The following is a 17,017-nucleotide window of genomic DNA, read 5'->3' on the forward strand; positions in this document are numbered from 1 at the left end:
GTAGAAAAAGAAGTTTTTTCTTAAATTAGTGTTTAAGTGAAAAAGAAAAGGGTAGTACATAAACATACCAATTAAAGGAGGAGTTAGAAATAATGAGGAAAACAAGTAAATTTTTTGTTAGCTCTGTGATTGCTACGTCAATGGTTGCTGTCCCTTTATCTCTTACGACTTTTGGTCAAAAGGCTGAAGCTGCTACGACAACAGGTGTCGATGGAAGTGTCTCGATTGATCCAGTAGCCATTGCCGATAAAATTGAACAAGCAGTAAAATCATCTCAAAATCGTGATGGATTTGTAAAAAATGCGGCATACAGTGCATTTTATGAAGCAGGTCAAAATTACAACGTAGTTGTTCAAAACTTAAGCCAAGATCATGACTTTAGCGGACTGAACAATGTTGTCTATTATGATAGTGTTGAATATGACGGCATTACGTTTGGTATTTGGGTATTTGAAGATGGTACGTTTGTCAACAATGGTGACGGCGGCTATATTAACTGGACTTTTGTTGGCAGCTTTGACCGCGAAGAAGGAAGCGGTACTGTCGATTTCCATAAAAGATTCTAATCTCAACGTCAAAAGTCTGCCGATTCATCGGCAGACTTTTTTAAAGCGCACATTCTTCTATTTCAAAACCTAAATCTTCAATGATGTGATGATCGGTTTGAACTTGCTGTCCTTTTGTCGTTAAATAATCGCCTACGAAAATAGAGTTCGCTGCATATAATGCGAGAGGCTGAAGCGTTCGTAAATTAAACTCTCTTCCCCCAGATACTCGAATTTCCTTAGCCGGGTTGATAAATCGCATCAGTGCCAAAACCTTCAACGCTTTGATCGGATGTGTGCGTTCTTGATGTTCAAGAGGCGTTCCTTCAATTGCATGGAGAAAGTTGACGGGAATCGAATCCGCATCAAGGGCTCTAAGCGCAAAAGCCATTTCGACAATTTGCTGATTGGTTTCGCCCATCCCAATAATAACCCCTGAACATGGTGACATCCCTGACTGTTTGACCTTCTCAATGGTCGATACGCGGTCATCATACGTATGGGTCGTTGTAATTTGAGCATGATGATCTTGATGTGTATTGAGATTATGATTATACCGATGAACACCCGCTTCCTTCAGCCGCTTCGCTTTTTCTTCATTTAATAACCCAAGGCATGCACAAACTTTCAAAGGCATTGTCTCAGTAATTTCCTTCACTGCTGCGGTGACTTCATCTAATTCACGGTGCGAAGGTGCTCTCCCGCTTGCTACAATACAATAAGTCCCTGCTTTTCTTTTTAACGCCTCACGCGCACCGGCCACAATGGTTTTTTGGTCAAGCATTGTATACCTCTCAACAGGAGCTGTTGAAATCACCGATTGTGAACAATACCCGCAGTTTTCAGGACAATATCCGCTTTTGGCGTTAAAGATCATATTTAACTTCACCTTTTTTTGAAAAAAATGAAATCTCACCTGATAAGCTGCATGCATAATAGGCAGCAACTCTGCGTCGTCTGCTCCAAGAATTTTTAGACCTTCTTCCATCGTAATCTGTTCATGATTGATGGCTTTCTTCACGATCGTTTCCCAAGACAAAGACGTTATTTTTCCCATCATAAGCCCCTCTCAATATGTAAACTTATTTTTATTAAAAGTTAACATAATAGATATAGATTGGCAAGCACTGGTAAGCAGCTTAAAAGTAAAAACACAAAAAGGCGATGAACATGTAGTCATCGCCTTTTCATATGAAAAAAATCGCTTAACGAACAGTAATATAGTTAATGACGAGCTCACCTAGTGAATTATAGTAAGACACTGTAACAGAACCGCGTTGTACAGCACGGATCCAAGTGAAATTTGGAGCAGTTTGGTCTAATTGAATGGCATACGTTGCGCCTGATACAGAAATTTGGCTAGCTGGAAGTGAGACAGCAATTGAAGAACCTACAGTAAGTGTGCGGTTCACTGTAATCACTTTATTCATAATAGGAGCTTTTGCTATAACTGGTTCTTTAGGCTGTGCAGCTGCATGAGCACCTTCAGTTTGGAAGAACGTAAGAGCACCTAAAGCAGCTAAAGACAATGTACAAGCTTTCATTAATTTTTTCATCGGTAACACTCCTTTTTTTGGTATATACATATATTAATAATAATAGAATTATATGTCAATCAAAATAAGTGGAAAAATGAGTATTTTTGGTGAAAATTGTCACATATTATGTGTGGGAAGACGATTTTACCCAAAAAAAACATGATTTTTTATTCATATGTCATTCTTTTTTAGGAGGAAAAAGAGACATAAAAAAAGCTGGGTATCTACCCAGCTATGTGATGCTTTATAAAAAGAGATCTTTTATTTGTCGTCTGTCTGTTTTGGCTGACGGCCTTTTTGTTTCTCTTTCTCTCTAATGTAGTTAATAAAGTCGATGGTTTGTCTTCGTGCTTCTTCAGAAAAATCGGAGGCAGCTTTAAACGCAATTTGCAAATCAGGATCATCTGCAAGATCGTCATCAGAGGCGTTTTTGTCTTTACCTGTGAGAAGATAATCTGTTGAGACACCGTATAACTCGGCGATTTTCACAATCATTTCACCATCTGGCTTTCTCAATCCATATTCCCAGTTAGCATAGGTTGACATCGCCTTTAATCCAAGTTTTTTGGCAACGGTAGACTTACTCCATCCATGTTTCTCTCTTAATTCAGTTAGAATCTTTCCAGTCAAATTATCCATCGGAAACACCTTTTTTCATATTATGTGTAAATTTTATCATGAATTACACGGAAAAGATAAATAAATACACAAAAAGAATAAAAATATGATTGACTTACTCGTTTTGTGTATATTATCATAATGAATATAACTTACACATAATGAGTAAGAGGTGGAAACATGAAACTTGAAAATTTACGAGAAGAACGAATATTACAAGGAAAAACACAAACGTATATGGCGAAAAAACTTGGATATAAGTACACGAGTGGCTATGCAAATATAGAAATGGGCCGAACAAAGCCCAGCTTAGAAATAGCCAAGCATATTGCAGATTTGCTAAATATCGGTGTTCAAGAGCTTTTTTTTGGTCAAAAGTTACACAAAAAGAGTAATAGTCTTGAGGAAGACCGTTCTTAAAAAGGGGAGACAAACAGAATGAGTATCGAACATCCGATGGTGACACAAATGAATGATTTCGGCTATCCAAAACGTTACTGGCCATATGAAATGTCCCGAAATGGTTATCGATTAGAGGACGAGGACCGTGAGAAAGGATTTGATGATGATGAGACATCAGATGACATTTGATGCCCGAAAAGAAGCCCAGCATTGCCTAGTACAAGCTGGCGGCTGGATCACTTTTCATCAAAAAGAGCCGATTTTTGCTTTCCCCACGGCAGAAGAAAAACGCACATACATGACCCTCATGGCAGAAAAAGCCGTTGATGACAAGAAGAAGGAAAGGATGAATGCGACATGAATCGATTGAAGCAAATCATGACATTCCTGAAATGTTTGCTCAATGCGGGTCAAAACGAACAAGACATTCGGCAGTGGGCGAAGGATGACGGGAGATCGTAGCATGGTCCTTCATTTTATCATTGAAAAAGAACATTTATGTACAAAAGAGACATTGATAAACAGAATTCAAACAGCCGCTAAAGCGCAATGCACAAGCAAAATAAAAGGCGCATTATCACTCGACATTCGCTCATTTTACAATATGCCCATTGATCTAGCGAACAGCCAAGACACGCGTACATCTGCAGAAAAAGGCTTGATACGCCCGGTACACATCTGCATTCTTCAACCAAATTTGCAGTATATACAAGAAGCACTTCATGCCGTTACCGATGACGCCTCTTTACAGATTGTAGAATTAAGAGTTTCACAGTTTTATAGCATGCGTCCTCGAATGGAAATCATTTTAAATACGATGGGTGATGATATGAGATCCTCACCACCAAATAAGGAGACAAGCATATGAACGAGCCAAAACAACTCATGATTCAAGAAAACCAGACATTTGTCGGTGAAATGGAAAAAGGAAAGATTCAAGTCATTGTGTTAGATGGAAACGTAGGAACGGCTTATATGATGGATGTACCTGAGCATGGAAAAACGATTATTCAAACAGCAAAAGGACATTTTGCAAGAGTCGATCATGAGATTGGTTTTAAAATCAGCTAGTCTGATGAACAAGAACAACTGAATAAGTCCAAGACGGAAAGCCTGCGGACACTGATCAAGACCCTATAAAAAGGGGCTGATTGGTGTCCGTTTTTTATTTTCTTAAAAAAGGGAGAGAGCATAGATGCAAGATTTACTGATTGAATATAAAAGAAGTTTAAAAGATGCCAGAAAACGATATGAACAATTGAAAGACAAAGAAGAGAAACAGATGTCAGATCAGGACAAACATGATCAAAAAATGATCGCCAGTATGGTCAGTGATTTAGAATACGTGGTGGAATGGCTTCAAATCGGTAGAGAGCCAGGCGCACGCAGAGGGTTAGATAGACGGTCTGTGTATCAGCGCACCATTCTTGCTAATCAAGAGGTATTAGAGGCTTTATCACATGAATACACCCTCATTCAAGAGAAAGAAAGAGAGGTAAGTGAGCGGGACAAAAGGCGAATTGACGAAGCCTTATCCGTTTTGACAGATCGAGAGAAGGACGTATTTTTTATGCACACAACGCAAGGTCTGTCATTTAGCGAGATTGCGATCATGCTAGATGTAAAAAAAGGAACAGTCCAAAAACATATGGAAAGAGCTCGGACCAAAATGTCCAAAAGTACAAGAACGCCTATTCAGAGCTGCTGAATAGGCGTTTTTTCTTTCATCACATCAATCTTCAAAAGCTTGTCTTACAGTTGCCACCTATAGTTAGAAAGACCAAACGAATGTTTGCTAGCCCGGCACAAATGATTTCTCATCAGGGAATCATTCGAACTAAAAGGAGGCGGCAGGTGAATGTAAATGAAAGATAAACGGATAGAGGCTAAGCAGGATTATATGAAAGGGATGACGTACCAGCAACTAGCCGATCATTACAACGTCTCCATCCATACCGTTAAATCATGGAAAAGACGATACGGCTGGCAAAGACAAAAAACACCGTCAAAGCAGGCGCACTCGATCTTTCATCAATTTCTTTCAGATGAAACGATTGAAATCATGGAAAAAATGGATGGGCGCACATCTCTTGATATCATCTGGGATCAAATTCAAATTCAATACGCAGCCATTATTCGAGCGCAGCGCATCATGCATGTAGCAGATCAAGATGACATGATCAAAGAACTGAAAAAGGCGACGTACTTGCCTTCTTCATTAGAGGAAGAAACAGGCGAAGGCATTCATCCAGAGCCAGAGATCACGGCAGAGGAATTTTCGTTTCAATTTTCATGGGATCGGCATGCTACTTTTTTAAATGCCCAATCTCGTGCAATGGGAGAACTAAGACGGCTGATTAAACAGTTTGAAGAGCTCGCTCATGCGAAAGATGAACGAAGATTAAGGCTGAAGCAAATTGAGCTGACAATCGAAAAAACAAAAAAAGCAGTTCGTGAGGAAAAAGAAGAAGATCTTCATATCATGATCAAAAGAAAAGAGGGCGATTCATGACGCCGTTGATTGAAAAAGAAGTCAATCCTCACTTTGAACACTTTTTGTTCGATTGGAATCAAAAGTTTCAGTTTTTAGTAGGCGGTTATGGCTCCTCCAAAAGCTATCACATTGCTTTAAAGCTGATTTTAAAACTGCTTGAGGAAAAACGAACAGCACTTGTCATTCGAGAAGTGTATGATACGCACCGGGAGTCGACCTACTCTCTTTTACAAGAAATCGTCAGCGATCTTGGCATCGATCATCTAGTAAAGTGCCGCAGTTCACCACTTGCTCTCACTTTTCGCAATGGGAGCAGCATTTTATTTAAAGGACTGGACAAGCCTGAGAAATTGAAGTCGATCAACAACATCTCAATGATTTGGATTGAGGAGTGTTCCGAGGTTTCTTATGAAGGATTTAAAGAACTGCTTGGAAGGCTGAGACATCCGGTTTTACCTCTTTATATGATGTTATCGACGAATCCCGTTGGTCAGGATAATTGGACGTACAGACATTTCTTTCGAGATGAGCAGCTGAAACGATTTGTCCTTGATGACGAAACCTTATACAAACAGCGAACCATCGTGATAAAAGATACGTACTATCACCACTCAACAGCAGAAGACAATCTATTTCTTCCTAAAAGCTATGTCAAGCAGCTGGATGAGCTGAAAGAATACGATCCAGACCTTTATCGAATTGCAAGGAAAGGATACTTCGGTATCAATGGCACAAAAGTGTTTCCACAATTTGAGGTCAGACAGCATGCCGACGTATTAGAAGCGATCGGGCAGATTGAAAGACCGCTGAAACGAGCGGGGATGGATTTTGGATTTGTCGAATCCTACAATGCGCTCATTCGGTTAGCTGTCGATCATGAAAAAAAGTACTTATATATTTATTGGGAATATTACGACCGCGGGAAAACGGATGATGAAACAGCTGTTGATCTGAAAGAATTTGTTGAATCAAAGGAACTGATTAAGGCAGACGCAGCAGAACCTAAAACGATTCACTATTTTCGGCAGCGCGGATTTCAAATGGTCGCTGCGCATAAGTTCCAAGGGTCACGTTTGCAATATACAAAGAAAATTAAACGATTTAAGAAAATCATTTGTTCTGATGCTTGCCCTTATACCATCTATGAACTTCAATCACTAACCTATAGGGCAGATAAGAACGGCCGCTTAGAGGAAGATGAATTTCAAATCGACCCACACACATTATCCGCCATTTGGTATGCGCTAGATGATTATGAGGTGACCGATTTGAAACAGACTGCTTCAGAGCGTGTCCGTCCAAACCGAGAGAGGAGGTCCATACAATGAAACAATTAAAAGCAACGATTATGAAGGCCAACATATCTGATCATACAAAACAAATGTATGAGGATGAATTTTCATACGAAACAGATGACATTGTCCCGCCGCCCTACCATATCAATGAATTAAAAAGCATGGCAGAATACTCAACGATTCTTCAGCAATGTATAGATGCGTATCGAACAAACATTTTAGGCTTTGGCTTTGGGGTGGAATACGCCTTTGATTTTAATGCGGAAGATGTGAAACCGGTCAAAAAGAAGACAGCCGAGAAGGAATGGACAAGACTCGAAGAGTTTACGAAATACATGAACTATGATGAGTCTGCTGACGTGATTCTTGGTTATGTCCTAGAAGACCGGGAGAAAACAGGAAATGGCTTTTTAGAGGTGCTGCGGGATGGACAAGGAAAGCCGGCAGGAATCGAGTATTTGGATGCACTCCATATCCGCATTTGCAAGCTGAGTGAGCCAGTCGACGTCGAATTCCGCTACACAGAAAACGGCGAATTAAAGACGATGAATCGCAAGAAACGATTCCGAAAATATGTACAGGTCATCAATGAGAAGAAAGTCTTTTTCAAGGAGTATGGTGATCCGCGCATATTAAATTGTGAAACAGGCAAGTACGATGATGCTACACCAGAACCACTTCAAGCAACAGAAGTCATTCATTTTAAAATTGGCAGTGGGACGTATGGGATTCCCCGCTGGATTGGCAACATCGTCAATATGTATGGCGCACGAAAAGCAGAAGAGCTGAATTATCTTTATTTTAAGCAAGGAAGGCATGTACCTGGTGCCATCATTGTTGAAAACGGCATGCTGTCAGAGACTTCTTATCAGCAGCTACAAGATTATATGGATGATATTGAAGGGTCTGATCATGCGCATAAGTTTTTATTGCTTGAAGTAGAAGGACTTCCGACAGAAAAAGGATTAACAGGGGAAGAAGATGTATCAAATGTCAAAGTGAACTTTAAATCCTTGGCGGAAATCCTGCAAGAGGATGCGCTCTTTTTAGAATACGATGAAAAGACGAGAAACAAAATCCGCTCCGCTTTTCGTCTGCCACCTATTTACACAGGAGAGTCACAAGATTATAACAAGGCTACAGCAGATACCGCACGAAAAACAACGGAGGAGCAAGTGTTTCAGCCAGAGCGGCATCTTATTACAGGGAAACTCAATACTCTTTTTCTCCCGGATTTAGATATATGGCATGTCCGCTTTCTATTAAATGGTCCTGACTTTAGAGATCCATTAGAGATAGCGAAGGTTCTGACACCATTTATTCAGGCTGGGGCAGTATCGCCAAATGATTTACGAGATCTTGCGGGGCGTATTCTTGGTAAGACGTTAGAGGAATGGCCGGAAGAATTCTACCACCGACCTTTAGAAAGCCGCATAAAAACAGCTGATGGGCTGTCTCCATCCGAGTCAAACCAGCTGGAGAAATAAAAGGACGTGAGCTTTTTTTGAAAGGGGGTGAACATATGCCAAGGGAATTAAAAAACGCAAAAATTACACATGTTTCTTATGTGGACAAGGCCGCCAACCAAAAGAAATTCTTCTTGATGAAAGCAAAGAAAAAGCAGCCTGACTTTCAAAAAGAAGTCAGTGTCCTGACGAAGGCAGAGGATGCGCATCGCCTCGTATATGGCGTCGTGTATGAACCAAATACACCTGATGCACATCAAGACTTTATGTCGGCCAAAGAAGTTGAAAGAGCAGCACACGGTTTTATGAAAGATGCCCGTCACATTGATAAACAGCATGATTTTCAAGACGGTGTTGGCGAAGTCGTCGAATCATACATTGCCCCAGCGGATTTTGAAGTAGGCGGGGAGCTGATTCAAAAAGGATCTTGGGTACTTGTGACAAAGGCATCACAAGATATTTGGGACCAAATTCAGCAAGGCCATATTACAGGCTACTCAATGGCTGGAACAGCAGACATCATCGCAATAGAGGAACACGATCAGCTCCTATCTCAAGAAACGAACGAGAGAGGGCTTTTTTCTTTGCTGAAAAATTTCTTTTTGAAAGAGGAAGGTGCAGATATGCCACAACAATTTTGGAGCGTTTTAGATCATCTGCTGGAAACGTTGCAGTCAAGTGATGGTGATGAGTCTAGCGTAAGAGCGGCACTTGAACAATTGATTCCAATTGTGCAGGATGTGTTGAAAACAAATGATGTCCTCCAAACGATTGGCGAAAGACCAGCATCCGTTCAAAAGCAAGATGCCGGATTAACGACTGATCAAGTACGCGAACTAGAAAAAGCAAAAATGGCCATCGACAACGTTTTACAACAAGCGGATAAACAAGGGACAGATCAAACAGGTGAAGAAGAACCTGTACAAAAAGTGCTGGAGCAAGTGGTTGCGCCAATTCGTCATCAGCTCTCTTCCTTAGAGAAATCAGCAGGCAGAGAAAAAGCAGCGATTCAGGAAGTGCTTCAGCAACAGCTACTGCCTATTTCAGAGCGGATACACATGCTTGAAAAAGCGCGGGGCATTTCTAAACAAACAAATCACGATACACAAAATGATATGACAAAGCCCATATGGGATGGCTTACTATAAGCCTAAATAAGGAGGAAAAAGTGTGAGAAATCAAGAGTTGATTCGCAAGGCTGAAATGACACTTGCCAGCTTAAAAACAGGCGGTCTCATGAACGCAGCCCAATCCAACACATTCATTAGAATGATGCAAAATACACCAACCGTTTTAAATGATGCACGTATCATTCCAATGGAAAGTGATTCACAAAAAATCGAAAAAATCGGCTTCGGTCAGCGCATTTTACGCCCAGCAGAAGAAGGCAAAGCGCTTGATGCAAAAGACCGTGTTGTCCCAGCGACAAGCACTGTCCAGCTCAATGCAAAAGAAGTCATTGCTGAGATCCATATGACGTACGACAGCATTGAAAACAACATTGAAAAAGACGGGATTCAGCAGACCATTATGCAAATGCTGGCGGAACGAGCGGCAGTCGATATTGAAGAACTGATCGTCAACGGTGATACAACATCACAAGATCCATTTTTAGCTCAAATGGATGGCGTACGAAAACAGGCAGTTTCTCATATTGTCGATGCGAATGGAGCGGAAATTAGCCGTCAAATGTTCAAACAAGCCTATAAAGCGATGCCGTCAAAATATTTACGTGTACCTCAGGATTTCCGTTTTTATACATCCCCAAGTTTAGAGGTCGAGTGGAAAGACCAAGTAGCAAACCGTCAGACCGGTCTCGGAGATGCGGCGATTCAAGGCGGACTTTCTTCTGCATTCGGTGTTCCGGTCAAAGGTCTTGCCAATATGCAGCCATATGATGAAGAAGGAACAGACGTATCAGATATTTTACTGACACATCCGAAAAACATTATCGTAGGGTTTTCTCGCAATATTCGTATTGAAGTAGAAAAAGATATTCGCAGCCGTAAGTTTATCATTGTTCTGACAGCGAAGCTCGACAGCAAATTTGAGGAAGAGGATGCTGTAGCCAAAGTAATGAAAGTGAAAGAGTAGGTGACAGCAGGCTATGATCATTTCTGCTGAGGAACTACAAGCCTATTCTGTATTTGATCGCGTGAAAAATCGTTCTGTAGAGAGACTAGCGGCAGATATTATTGAAGCAGAAGCAGCGGTATTTCAAATGGTCGGGCACGATTTTACACATGAAAAATATCAGCCCATTCCTGAAAAAGCAAGGATCGCCTTATTAAAAATGGCCCAGTATTTTGCCATGCTGAATGATGATGAATCCATGATAAAAGGATTGACTTCAGAAAAAATGGGTGATTATTCATATGCAAAGGCAGCGGACAAAGTGAAAGGCAGACCTTATGTGTATGCCCTTCTTGTTGATTATATTGAACCTTCACTAACTGGCGGCAGCGCCAATTTAAAGGTGAGATCATTATGAGTTATGATTCTCTATTAACGGATCGCTGTGATCTTTTTCACTTAGAGAATGAAGAGGCAGTCCGCGGCAAATTTGGTATACCAGCAGGAGATCTGCAAACGGACATTTCTTATCCTGATACACCAAGTATGAGAGATGTGTCTTGCTATGTTGTAGAAAAAAGCCAGTCACTCGTGCAAGAAGAACCGAATACAGTCATCTATCAGTCCTATCTCGTCCATTTCCCTTTAGCAAGCGACATTCGCTTGCATGACAAAATGGTGTGGAACGGCATCTCACTCAAATTGCAGCAGCCAAAAAGAGTGAAAAATCATCACATGGAAGTGATGGCCGTCAGAAAGGAAAACCTATGAAAATTGATGGACTTGACCGGCTGCTATCCCAGCTCCAACAGGCAAATAGTGGCGGCTTAACGGCGCAATATCAAGAGTGGTTACAGGAAATGGGCTTACAGTTTTTAGACATCATTCAAGATGAAATCATCAAAGAAAAGGCTGTTGATACAGGCCGTCTCCTCAATTCCTTTCAAAAAGGTGACAAGGAGAATCACTTTCTCACTTCCCGAGGCGGGCTCACGCTAGAAGTAGGGACACAGCTCGATTATGCCTCTTACGTGAATGATGGACATGCCATTTCTTCAAATGGAGAACGAAGATGGGTGCCTGGCAGATGGAACGGCAACCGCTTTGAATATGATCCGAATGCCAGTACTGGCATGATGCTTTCATCTCAATGGATTGAAGGAAATGGGTACTGGGATCATGCCGTCATGCTCTATGAACAAATGTTTGAACACTCGCTGGATCGAAAGCTTCAAAGCTGGATCGATCGACATTTTGGGAGGTGATGGAATGAATCAAGAAGTCGGGGCAATCATGCATTATATATACACACGCTATCCAGTGAAAATGTATGATCGTCTTCTGCCAGAGCGTTTTCAAGTGCCATCTGTTTATGTGCCGCCAGTGACTGTCATTAGTGGTCCAGATACAGTGTCTACTTTTATGAAATCTTATTCGCTGCAAGTGAAAGTGTTTCATATGGATACAGAAAAAGCGCATGATGCGGCGGAAACAGTCGTCGATGCATTGCTTGCTGATCGTCAAATCATTCAGATGATCAGTGAAGATGGAGAGGTGCTTGATGATTATGTCCGCATAAAAAGAGTGGAAACAAGAATCATAGATCAAGGTGTAGCAGCGATTGTCCTGACATGGGATAGCAGCTATTGGTACAACCGAGATAAACAGCCAAGCCTAGAAGATATCAATTTTTCAGATGGGGTGATCAAACGTGAGCAAGACTAAAAAAACACAGCTCGATCAAACAGCGGGCGAAGAAAAAGAATTTGGCTTTTCATTTGAAGCCTTAAAAGAGCACAGTAAGGATCTTTTTGGGGTAAAACCAGAAATCCTTGAAGGTGCTCTTTTTTATATCAAACATCAACCAATTACAAAAACAGAAGCAAAGAAGCACATCGATGCTTTTTTGTCCAAGGAGGTTTAAAGGATGAACGGAGGCACTTTTACACCAGGTACAGAGAAAAAGCGTCCTGGCATTTACTTTAATTTTAAAACAACAGCAGAGCAGCGAATTACTTTAGGCGAGCGAGGAACAGTTGCACTTCCTCTTGTCATGAGCTGGGGAGAACCAAAAACCTTTATTTCCGTTTCCGATATGGAAGACTTAAATAAAAAGGTCGGGCTCAACATTGATGATAAGTCACTTCTTCTTTTCCGTGAAGCGAAGAAAAAAGCGCAAACGGTCTTGCTTTACCGCCTAAACGAAGGAGAGCCAGCCAAAGCGGAAATCACAGAAAACTTTGTGGTCACAGCCAATTATGGTGGTCAAAAAGGAAATGAGATTACCATTCAAGTGGCAGAAAATGTACTCGACAGCACAAAACGTGACGTTATCACCTATCTTGGAACAGATATTGTCGATAAACAGGTGGTCACAGATGTCAAAGATCTTGTGAAAAACAAATACGTTCAATTTTCTGGTGAAGGCGAAGCGGTCATTACTGCTGGAGCGGCTTTAAGCGGCGGGAAAAACGGTGTGGCAAGTGTCGCAGATTATACAGCTTTCCTAGAAGCAGCTGAAACGGAATACTTTGATGTTATTGCACTCCCAGTCGATAATAGTGAGCAATTAAAAGCAACATTCGCGTCATTTATTGAGCGTTTACGTAATAAGCAAGGACGTAAGGTGCAAGGCGTTGTGGCTAACTATGCAGCTGATCAAGAAGGTATCATCAATGTCACAAGCGGTGTTTTTTTAGAAGACGGAACAGAACTCGCGCCTGCTCAAACAACAGCTTGGGTCGCGGGAGCAAGTGCAGGAGCGACTTTTAATCAGTCACTGACCTTTGTTGAATACGAAGGCGCAGTCGATACATTAGAGCGTCTTGATAATGATCAAGTAGAATACCGTTTATCACAAGGAGAGTTTCTTTTCACTTTCGATGCAAGAGACCGCACGGTGAGCGTTGAAAAAGATATTAACTCTTTGACAAGCTTCACGGTTGAAAAGAACCAGCAAATGGCGAAAAACAAAATCATCCGTGTGCTAGATGCAATCAACAATGATTTAACATTTGAACTGAAAAATTTGATTAAATTACGCAAAGCCAATGGCAATGACATTCCAGCATCTGATGATGGAGTGCAGCTTGTGAAAACACTGATTACACAGTATCTCACACAACTTCAAGATGGCAGCGGTATTACAGGCTTTAACTCAGAAACAGACATCGTCATTGGCCTCAATGAAGATCGTGATGGATTTATCATCGATTTAGCAGTACAGCCAGTAGACGCAGCAGAAAAATTCTATTTCAATGTGGAGGTGAAGTAAGATGGCTTTTAAAGCGCAAAATACAATCTCAGGTAAAGAAGGTCGTCTTTTCTTAGAAGGTGAGGAACTTGCCTTTATCAAAACGTTTGAAGCAAACGTGGAGAAAAATAAATCAGAAGTGAACGTAATGGGCCGCCGAATGACTGGCCATAAAACAACTGGGGCAAACGGAACAGGAACGGCAACATTCTATAAAGTTACGTCACGTTTCGTTCAACTCATGCTCAACTATGTGAAAAAAGGGGAAGATCCTTATTTCACTCTTCAAGCGGTAATTGATGATAAATCATCAGGCCGAGGCACAGAGCGTGTGACATTATTCGATGTCAACTTTGATTCAGCTAAAATTGCTGGACTAGATGTCGATTCAGAGGCACTTGAAGAAGAAGTTCCATTTACATTTGAAGACTTTGATCTGCCTGAAAAGCTGAAGAATTCTTTCTAAGAAATGCGGAGGAAATTAGCTAATTAATTAGCTAAATAAAAACCAAATATGCTATAATGCAAATGTAATGAAAAATGAATGCATTTGTAATGCACATTGCAATAAATGACACACAAAATTATGTTTACATGCAAAGAGATTTGCATACAATAAAAAGAAGCCAGGATGCGCTAACATCCCGGCAATGTACAATGAGGCCCTTCAAGGGGCTGGCTTATCAATTAGATAGTTTTAAGGATAGACTTTCCCTTTCACCTACCAAAGCTCAAGGGGAGTCTATTTTTTGTTTATATACGTCAACAAAGCAAGGATAAACATCCCGAATAAAAGCATTAGGGAAATCGCTTGGAACGTTGACATGAGCATCACCCCCTTCCTATCGGGGATGAGCCAGACACCCTTGAGCAAGCCGTTCAATTGTACGAGTTATATTATACATGAAAAGATTGGAAAGCACATTCAAAAAATGGATGTGCTTTTTTGTATTCAAAAAAACAAACAAAAGGGAGTTTTTAAACATGAGCGAAAAACAAACATTTGATCTTTCATTTTTTATGCCAGGACAAACAGTAGAAGCAGAAGAGGTCAAAGTACCAATTTCTAAGCGTTTTGTTGATAAAAAAGGGAATGTCATTCCTTTTGTCTTCAAAGCGATTACCACGGAACGTATTGATGAATTGGAAAAAGAAAACACCACGTTCAAAAATGTCAAAGGCAGAGGCCGCGTAAAAGACTTAGACAGCCAGCGCTTCTATGCACGAATTGCCATTGAATCGACGATTTATCCAGATTTCCGCTCAAAGGAATTAAGAGAAGCCTACAGCACACAAGATCCAGTTGAAGTTGCAAAACGTGTTTTATCTGTCGGCGGTGAATATGCAAACTGGTTAAACAAAGCGATTGAAATCAATGGATTTGAAGACGAAATTGAAGATTTAGAAGACGCAGCAAAAAACTAATAAAAGATGGGGATAAGGAAGCGGTGTTTTTATATTACGCCATGCATGAGCTTCACTATTCTCCATCAGAACTCCTCGATTTATACGAAGCACCAAGACAATTTAAGGCATTCTTATTCGGACTCATCAGCTACAAACTCGACATGCTAGAAAAAGAAGCAAAGAAAGGAGGGAAATAAACTGGCGAAGCTCACTGCACGATTTGAATTAGAAGACAAAGTATCAAAGAAGCTGTTGCGCATTCAAAAACGATTTCAAACGTTTGAGAAGCAGCTCAAACCATTTAGAAAACCGGTGAAAATAAGCCTGGAAATGGATGAAAAGAAGCTAAGGAACCTCAATTTATCGATTAGAAGGTTATCTGTATTATCCATGAAGCTAGATCAAGGAATCTATCGTGATCTCAAATCATTAACAAACCAGCTGAACATGATACCGAAACAGATGGTCATAACCATTCAAGCAAAAGGACTAGATGTCATTAAATCCAGTATAGATCGCTTGAAACAATCACAAGCAAGTCCAATCCTGCTGACGTTCAAACTGAATGATCAGTTGTCAGGAAAAATGTCATCAATCAAAAAATCAATCCTTCAGCTCATGAACAGAACGTACTATATGAGATTAAACATGGTTGACCAAGCCACCGCTGCCATTCAACGAATCAAAAAGACACTCAAAAGCTTGACAATGGCTAAACATGAGATCAGAGTGTCTGTTCAAGACAATGCAAAGAGTAAGTTGAAAAAACGAGATCAGGCAGAGTCAGTTGTGAAAGAACAAAACATAAAAAAAGAACCTGAGGCTGTTAGTCCGTCGGTTAAAACGGATGAACCTAAACAGGGTTGGCTCCAGAGTCTTGCTAATAAAGGATTAAGTGAAATTGAAAAATATGCAGGTGATGTTGCAGACAAGGTGAAAGAAAAATTAAGTCCTAGAAAGTTTTGGGACGAAAAGGCACTTCCTTGGGTTGAAAATAAAATGGAAGAGTATAAGCAAGATGTAATTGGAAGAATAAAAGAGAAGATTAAATTTAATCCTGAAAAAAAACTAGATGAATTGGTGACCAATGTATTAGATCGTCTCTTTGGTGCAGGTGATCAATCGAATGGAAGTAGCACTCCAACACCAACAACAGCACCAACAACAGCGCCGACAACAGCGCCAACAACGGCACCAACAACAGCACCAACATCCACACCATCAAATTCAGCTCCCAATAAGAAATCTAAGCCGCGAGGTGGTAAAGGTTTGTTTCGCAATAGTTGTTGTCCCTGTTGTGCAAGAGGTTTAAGCAGGGGAGGATCTACTAAAACCAAAAATAGAAATGGTCAATCACCAAGACAACCTAGAAATCCAAATGCCACAACAAGAACCGAAATGAATAGAAGACCTCCAAGTAAATTAGGGGATGCGTTGAAAAATATCGGTAAAGGGAGCGGCAAATTATTAAAGAAAGTACCTATTCTAGGCAGTGTACTTAGTGCAACAAATCTAATTGGTATGAAAAAAGAGAATGCTGGTGAAAAGATCGGTGCGACTGGAGGCGGCATCGCCGGAGGGATGGCAGGTGCAGCAGCAGGTGCAGCTATTGGAAGTGTAGTACCAGGAGTAGGCACAGCTATCGGTGGTCTAGTAGGCGGCATCGCTGGAAGCATGGGGGGCGAATCTATCGGTGAAACGGTTGGAAAGTGGTTTGATGGTGGCGGATTTGAAAAGATTGGTCAAAAAGTCATTGAAATCAAAGATCAAATTGTTGAAGTGTGGTCTACAGTCGCAGACTGGTTTATCCAAAATGTGTGGACACCATTAAGCAACACGGTTGGCACGGTAGCAACCACGATCTGGACAAGTCTAGTCAATGCCTGGACATGGATACAAGAAACATTCAGTGCAGTAGCAGGCTGG

At 40.9% G+C, this 17,017-nt stretch carries 24 protein-coding genes and 2 pseudogenes; 22 read left to right on the top strand and 4 right to left on the bottom strand.

Going from position 1 to position 17,017, the window contains the following annotated elements:
• Nucleotides 1-92 precede the first annotated feature (92 nt).
• Entirely contained in the window at nt 93-566 is a 474-nt protein-coding gene (locus tag ACTJJQ_RS08905) for a hypothetical protein (protein ID WP_008344156.1), read from the top strand.
• Nucleotides 567-606: 40 nt separating this feature from the next.
• Here ACTJJQ_RS08905 and bioB read toward each other — a convergent pair whose 3' ends face one another.
• The 3 genes from bioB to ACTJJQ_RS08920 form a co-directional block, all read right to left on the bottom strand.
• On the bottom strand, nt 607-1,602 hold the full coding sequence (gene bioB, locus ACTJJQ_RS08910; protein ID WP_367637500.1) for a biotin synthase BioB: 996 nt from the start codon (nt 1,600-1,602) through the stop codon (nt 607-609).
• Nucleotides 1,603-1,750: 148 nt separating this feature from the next.
• Nucleotides 1,751-2,101 carry a hypothetical protein gene (locus ACTJJQ_RS08915; protein WP_003213146.1) on the bottom strand — a complete coding sequence of 117 codons (351 nt, stop codon included), beginning with the start codon at nt 2,099-2,101 and terminating at the stop codon, nt 1,751-1,753.
• A gap of 243 nt (nt 2,102-2,344) precedes the next feature.
• Nucleotides 2,345-2,722: a helix-turn-helix domain-containing protein gene (locus ACTJJQ_RS08920; RefSeq protein WP_007500560.1), complete on the bottom strand. Its 378-nt coding sequence runs from the start codon at nt 2,720-2,722 to the stop codon at nt 2,345-2,347.
• 159 nt (nt 2,723-2,881) lie between these two features.
• Between ACTJJQ_RS08920 and ACTJJQ_RS08925 the strand changes: the two genes are divergently transcribed.
• The 18 genes and pseudogenes from ACTJJQ_RS08925 to ACTJJQ_RS09010 all read left to right on the top strand — a co-directional run bounded on the left by ACTJJQ_RS08925 (nt 2,882) and on the right by ACTJJQ_RS09010 (nt 14,150).
• On the top strand, nt 2,882-3,121 hold the full coding sequence (locus ACTJJQ_RS08925) for a helix-turn-helix transcriptional regulator (protein WP_017358976.1): 240 nt from the start codon (nt 2,882-2,884) through the stop codon (nt 3,119-3,121).
• Between the two features lie 18 nt (nt 3,122-3,139).
• On the top strand, nt 3,140-3,292 hold the full coding sequence (locus ACTJJQ_RS08930) for a hypothetical protein (RefSeq protein WP_017358977.1): 153 nt from the start codon (nt 3,140-3,142) through the stop codon (nt 3,290-3,292).
• Nucleotides 3,270-3,464: a hypothetical protein gene (locus tag ACTJJQ_RS08935; RefSeq protein ID WP_226650593.1), complete on the top strand. Its 195-nt coding sequence runs from the start codon at nt 3,270-3,272 to the stop codon at nt 3,462-3,464. Before ACTJJQ_RS08930 ends, ACTJJQ_RS08935 begins: the two co-directional genes overlap by 23 nt.
• Before the next feature lie 102 nt (nt 3,465-3,566).
• Entirely contained in the window at nt 3,567-3,971 is a 405-nt protein-coding gene (locus ACTJJQ_RS08940) for a hypothetical protein (RefSeq protein WP_017358980.1), read from the top strand.
• Nucleotides 3,972-3,988: 17 nt separating this feature from the next.
• On the top strand, nt 3,989-4,174 hold the full coding sequence (locus ACTJJQ_RS08945; protein WP_370648332.1) for an XtrA/YqaO family protein: 186 nt from the start codon (nt 3,989-3,991) through the stop codon (nt 4,172-4,174).
• A gap of 124 nt (nt 4,175-4,298) precedes the next feature.
• Nucleotides 4,299-4,815: pseudogene (locus ACTJJQ_RS08950) on the top strand (sigma-70 family RNA polymerase sigma factor).
• A 152-nt stretch (nt 4,816-4,967) separates the two neighbouring features.
• Nucleotides 4,968-5,615: a phage terminase small subunit gene (gene terS, locus ACTJJQ_RS08955; RefSeq protein ID WP_327862420.1), complete on the top strand. Its 648-nt coding sequence runs from the start codon at nt 4,968-4,970 to the stop codon at nt 5,613-5,615.
• Between the two features lie 8 nt (nt 5,616-5,623).
• Complete coding sequence (locus ACTJJQ_RS08960; RefSeq protein WP_440600126.1) at nt 5,624-6,925, top strand: PBSX family phage terminase large subunit; 1,302 nt, start codon at nt 5,624-5,626, stop codon at nt 6,923-6,925.
• Complete coding sequence (locus ACTJJQ_RS08965) at nt 6,922-8,379, top strand: phage portal protein (protein WP_440600120.1); 1,458 nt, start codon at nt 6,922-6,924, stop codon at nt 8,377-8,379. Before ACTJJQ_RS08960 ends, ACTJJQ_RS08965 begins: the two co-directional genes overlap by 4 nt.
• A 35-nt stretch (nt 8,380-8,414) precedes the next feature.
• Nucleotides 8,415-9,506: an XkdF-like putative serine protease domain-containing protein gene (locus tag ACTJJQ_RS08970; RefSeq protein WP_440600121.1), complete on the top strand. Its 1,092-nt coding sequence runs from the start codon at nt 8,415-8,417 to the stop codon at nt 9,504-9,506.
• Nucleotides 9,507-9,528: 22 nt separating this feature from the next.
• Entirely contained in the window at nt 9,529-10,452 is a 924-nt protein-coding gene (locus ACTJJQ_RS08975; protein ID WP_008344119.1) for a phage major capsid protein, read from the top strand.
• Nucleotides 10,453-10,465: 13 nt separating this feature from the next.
• Nucleotides 10,466-10,849: a protein YqbG gene (gene yqbG / locus ACTJJQ_RS08980; RefSeq protein ID WP_440600122.1), complete on the top strand. Its 384-nt coding sequence runs from the start codon at nt 10,466-10,468 to the stop codon at nt 10,847-10,849.
• Nucleotides 10,846-11,202: a YqbH/XkdH family protein gene (locus ACTJJQ_RS08985; protein WP_056702588.1), complete on the top strand. Its 357-nt coding sequence runs from the start codon at nt 10,846-10,848 to the stop codon at nt 11,200-11,202. The genes yqbG and ACTJJQ_RS08985 overlap by 4 nt, the downstream gene beginning before the upstream one ends.
• Entirely contained in the window at nt 11,199-11,696 is a 498-nt protein-coding gene (locus ACTJJQ_RS08990; RefSeq protein ID WP_056702586.1) for an HK97 gp10 family phage protein, read from the top strand. Before ACTJJQ_RS08985 ends, ACTJJQ_RS08990 begins: the two co-directional genes overlap by 4 nt.
• A gap of 4 nt (nt 11,697-11,700) precedes the next feature.
• The gene (locus ACTJJQ_RS08995) at nt 11,701-12,156 is read left to right on the top strand and encodes a phage tail terminator family protein (protein WP_047946736.1); all 456 of its coding nucleotides are present in this window, start codon (nt 11,701-11,703) and stop codon (nt 12,154-12,156) included.
• A complete protein-coding gene (locus ACTJJQ_RS09000; RefSeq protein WP_008344108.1) occupies nt 12,143-12,355 on the top strand; it encodes a hypothetical protein in 213 nt (70 codons plus the stop codon). The genes ACTJJQ_RS08995 and ACTJJQ_RS09000 overlap by 14 nt, the downstream gene beginning before the upstream one ends.
• A gap of 3 nt (nt 12,356-12,358) precedes the next feature.
• The gene (locus tag ACTJJQ_RS09005) at nt 12,359-13,705 is read left to right on the top strand and encodes a phage tail sheath family protein (RefSeq protein ID WP_440600123.1); all 1,347 of its coding nucleotides are present in this window, start codon (nt 12,359-12,361) and stop codon (nt 13,703-13,705) included.
• A gap of 1 nt (nt 13,706) precedes the next feature.
• Nucleotides 13,707-14,150, top strand: a complete 444-nt coding sequence (locus ACTJJQ_RS09010; protein ID WP_003213309.1) for a phage tail tube protein — start codon at nt 13,707-13,709, stop codon at nt 14,148-14,150.
• 276 nt (nt 14,151-14,426) lie between these two features.
• Here ACTJJQ_RS09010 and ACTJJQ_RS09015 read toward each other — a convergent pair whose 3' ends face one another.
• Nucleotides 14,427-14,516 (bottom strand): putative holin-like toxin, encoded by a 90-nt coding sequence (locus ACTJJQ_RS09015; RefSeq protein WP_074041930.1) that lies wholly within the window; start codon nt 14,514-14,516, stop codon nt 14,427-14,429.
• Nucleotides 14,517-14,668: 152 nt separating this feature from the next.
• On the opposite strand from ACTJJQ_RS09015, the gene ACTJJQ_RS09020 reads away from it, so the two are divergent.
• From ACTJJQ_RS09020 to ACTJJQ_RS09030, 3 genes and pseudogenes are all read left to right on the top strand, one after another.
• A complete protein-coding gene (locus ACTJJQ_RS09020; RefSeq protein ID WP_008344099.1) occupies nt 14,669-15,109 on the top strand; it encodes a phage tail assembly chaperone in 441 nt (146 codons plus the stop codon).
• Between the two features lie 41 nt (nt 15,110-15,150).
• A complete protein-coding gene (locus ACTJJQ_RS09025; RefSeq protein ID WP_008344097.1) occupies nt 15,151-15,288 on the top strand; it encodes a hypothetical protein in 138 nt (45 codons plus the stop codon).
• A 1-nt stretch (nt 15,289) separates the two neighbouring features.
• Nucleotides 15,290-17,017 (top strand): annotated as a pseudogene (locus tag ACTJJQ_RS09030) (transglycosylase SLT domain-containing protein); the annotation flags it as partial.

This window comes from Bacillus sp. 22483 (genome assembly GCF_052044605.1).
Taxonomy (GTDB): domain Bacteria; phylum Bacillota; class Bacilli; order Bacillales; family Bacillaceae; genus Bacillus; species Bacillus altitudinis.

Bases quoted from the DNA above. Each gene is read 5' to 3' on its own strand.
- ACTJJQ_RS08905 (WP_008344156.1), top strand. From the start codon at position 93: ATGAGGAAAACAAGTAAATTTTTTGTTAGCTCTGTGATTGCTACGTCA.
- bioB (WP_367637500.1), bottom strand. From the start codon at position 1,602: ATGGGAAAAATAACGTCTTTGTCTTGGGAAACGATCGTGAAGAAAGCC.
- ACTJJQ_RS08915 (WP_003213146.1), bottom strand. From the start codon at position 2,101: ATGAAAAAATTAATGAAAGCTTGTACATTGTCTTTAGCTGCTTTAGGT.
- ACTJJQ_RS08920 (WP_007500560.1), bottom strand. From the start codon at position 2,722: ATGGATAATTTGACTGGAAAGATTCTAACTGAATTAAGAGAGAAACAT.
- ACTJJQ_RS08925 (WP_017358976.1), top strand. From the start codon at position 2,882: ATGAAACTTGAAAATTTACGAGAAGAACGAATATTACAAGGAAAAACA.
- ACTJJQ_RS08930 (WP_017358977.1), top strand. From the start codon at position 3,140: ATGAGTATCGAACATCCGATGGTGACACAAATGAATGATTTCGGCTAT.
- ACTJJQ_RS08935 (WP_226650593.1), top strand. From the start codon at position 3,270: ATGAGACATCAGATGACATTTGATGCCCGAAAAGAAGCCCAGCATTGC.
- ACTJJQ_RS08940 (WP_017358980.1), top strand. From the start codon at position 3,567: ATGGTCCTTCATTTTATCATTGAAAAAGAACATTTATGTACAAAAGAG.
- ACTJJQ_RS08945 (WP_370648332.1), top strand. From the start codon at position 3,989: ATGATTCAAGAAAACCAGACATTTGTCGGTGAAATGGAAAAAGGAAAG.
- terS (WP_327862420.1), top strand. From the start codon at position 4,968: ATGAAAGATAAACGGATAGAGGCTAAGCAGGATTATATGAAAGGGATG.
- ACTJJQ_RS08965 (WP_440600120.1), top strand. From the start codon at position 6,922: ATGAAACAATTAAAAGCAACGATTATGAAGGCCAACATATCTGATCAT.
- ACTJJQ_RS08970 (WP_440600121.1), top strand. From the start codon at position 8,415: ATGCCAAGGGAATTAAAAAACGCAAAAATTACACATGTTTCTTATGTG.
- yqbG (WP_440600122.1), top strand. From the start codon at position 10,466: ATGATCATTTCTGCTGAGGAACTACAAGCCTATTCTGTATTTGATCGC.
- ACTJJQ_RS08985 (WP_056702588.1), top strand. From the start codon at position 10,846: ATGAGTTATGATTCTCTATTAACGGATCGCTGTGATCTTTTTCACTTA.
- ACTJJQ_RS08990 (WP_056702586.1), top strand. From the start codon at position 11,199: ATGAAAATTGATGGACTTGACCGGCTGCTATCCCAGCTCCAACAGGCA.
- ACTJJQ_RS08995 (WP_047946736.1), top strand. From the start codon at position 11,701: ATGAATCAAGAAGTCGGGGCAATCATGCATTATATATACACACGCTAT.
- ACTJJQ_RS09005 (WP_440600123.1), top strand. From the start codon at position 12,359: ATGAACGGAGGCACTTTTACACCAGGTACAGAGAAAAAGCGTCCTGGC.
- ACTJJQ_RS09010 (WP_003213309.1), top strand. From the start codon at position 13,707: ATGGCTTTTAAAGCGCAAAATACAATCTCAGGTAAAGAAGGTCGTCTT.
- ACTJJQ_RS09015 (WP_074041930.1), bottom strand. From the start codon at position 14,516: ATGCTCATGTCAACGTTCCAAGCGATTTCCCTAATGCTTTTATTCGGG.
- ACTJJQ_RS09020 (WP_008344099.1), top strand. From the start codon at position 14,669: ATGAGCGAAAAACAAACATTTGATCTTTCATTTTTTATGCCAGGACAA.
- ACTJJQ_RS09025 (WP_008344097.1), top strand. From the start codon at position 15,151: ATGCATGAGCTTCACTATTCTCCATCAGAACTCCTCGATTTATACGAA.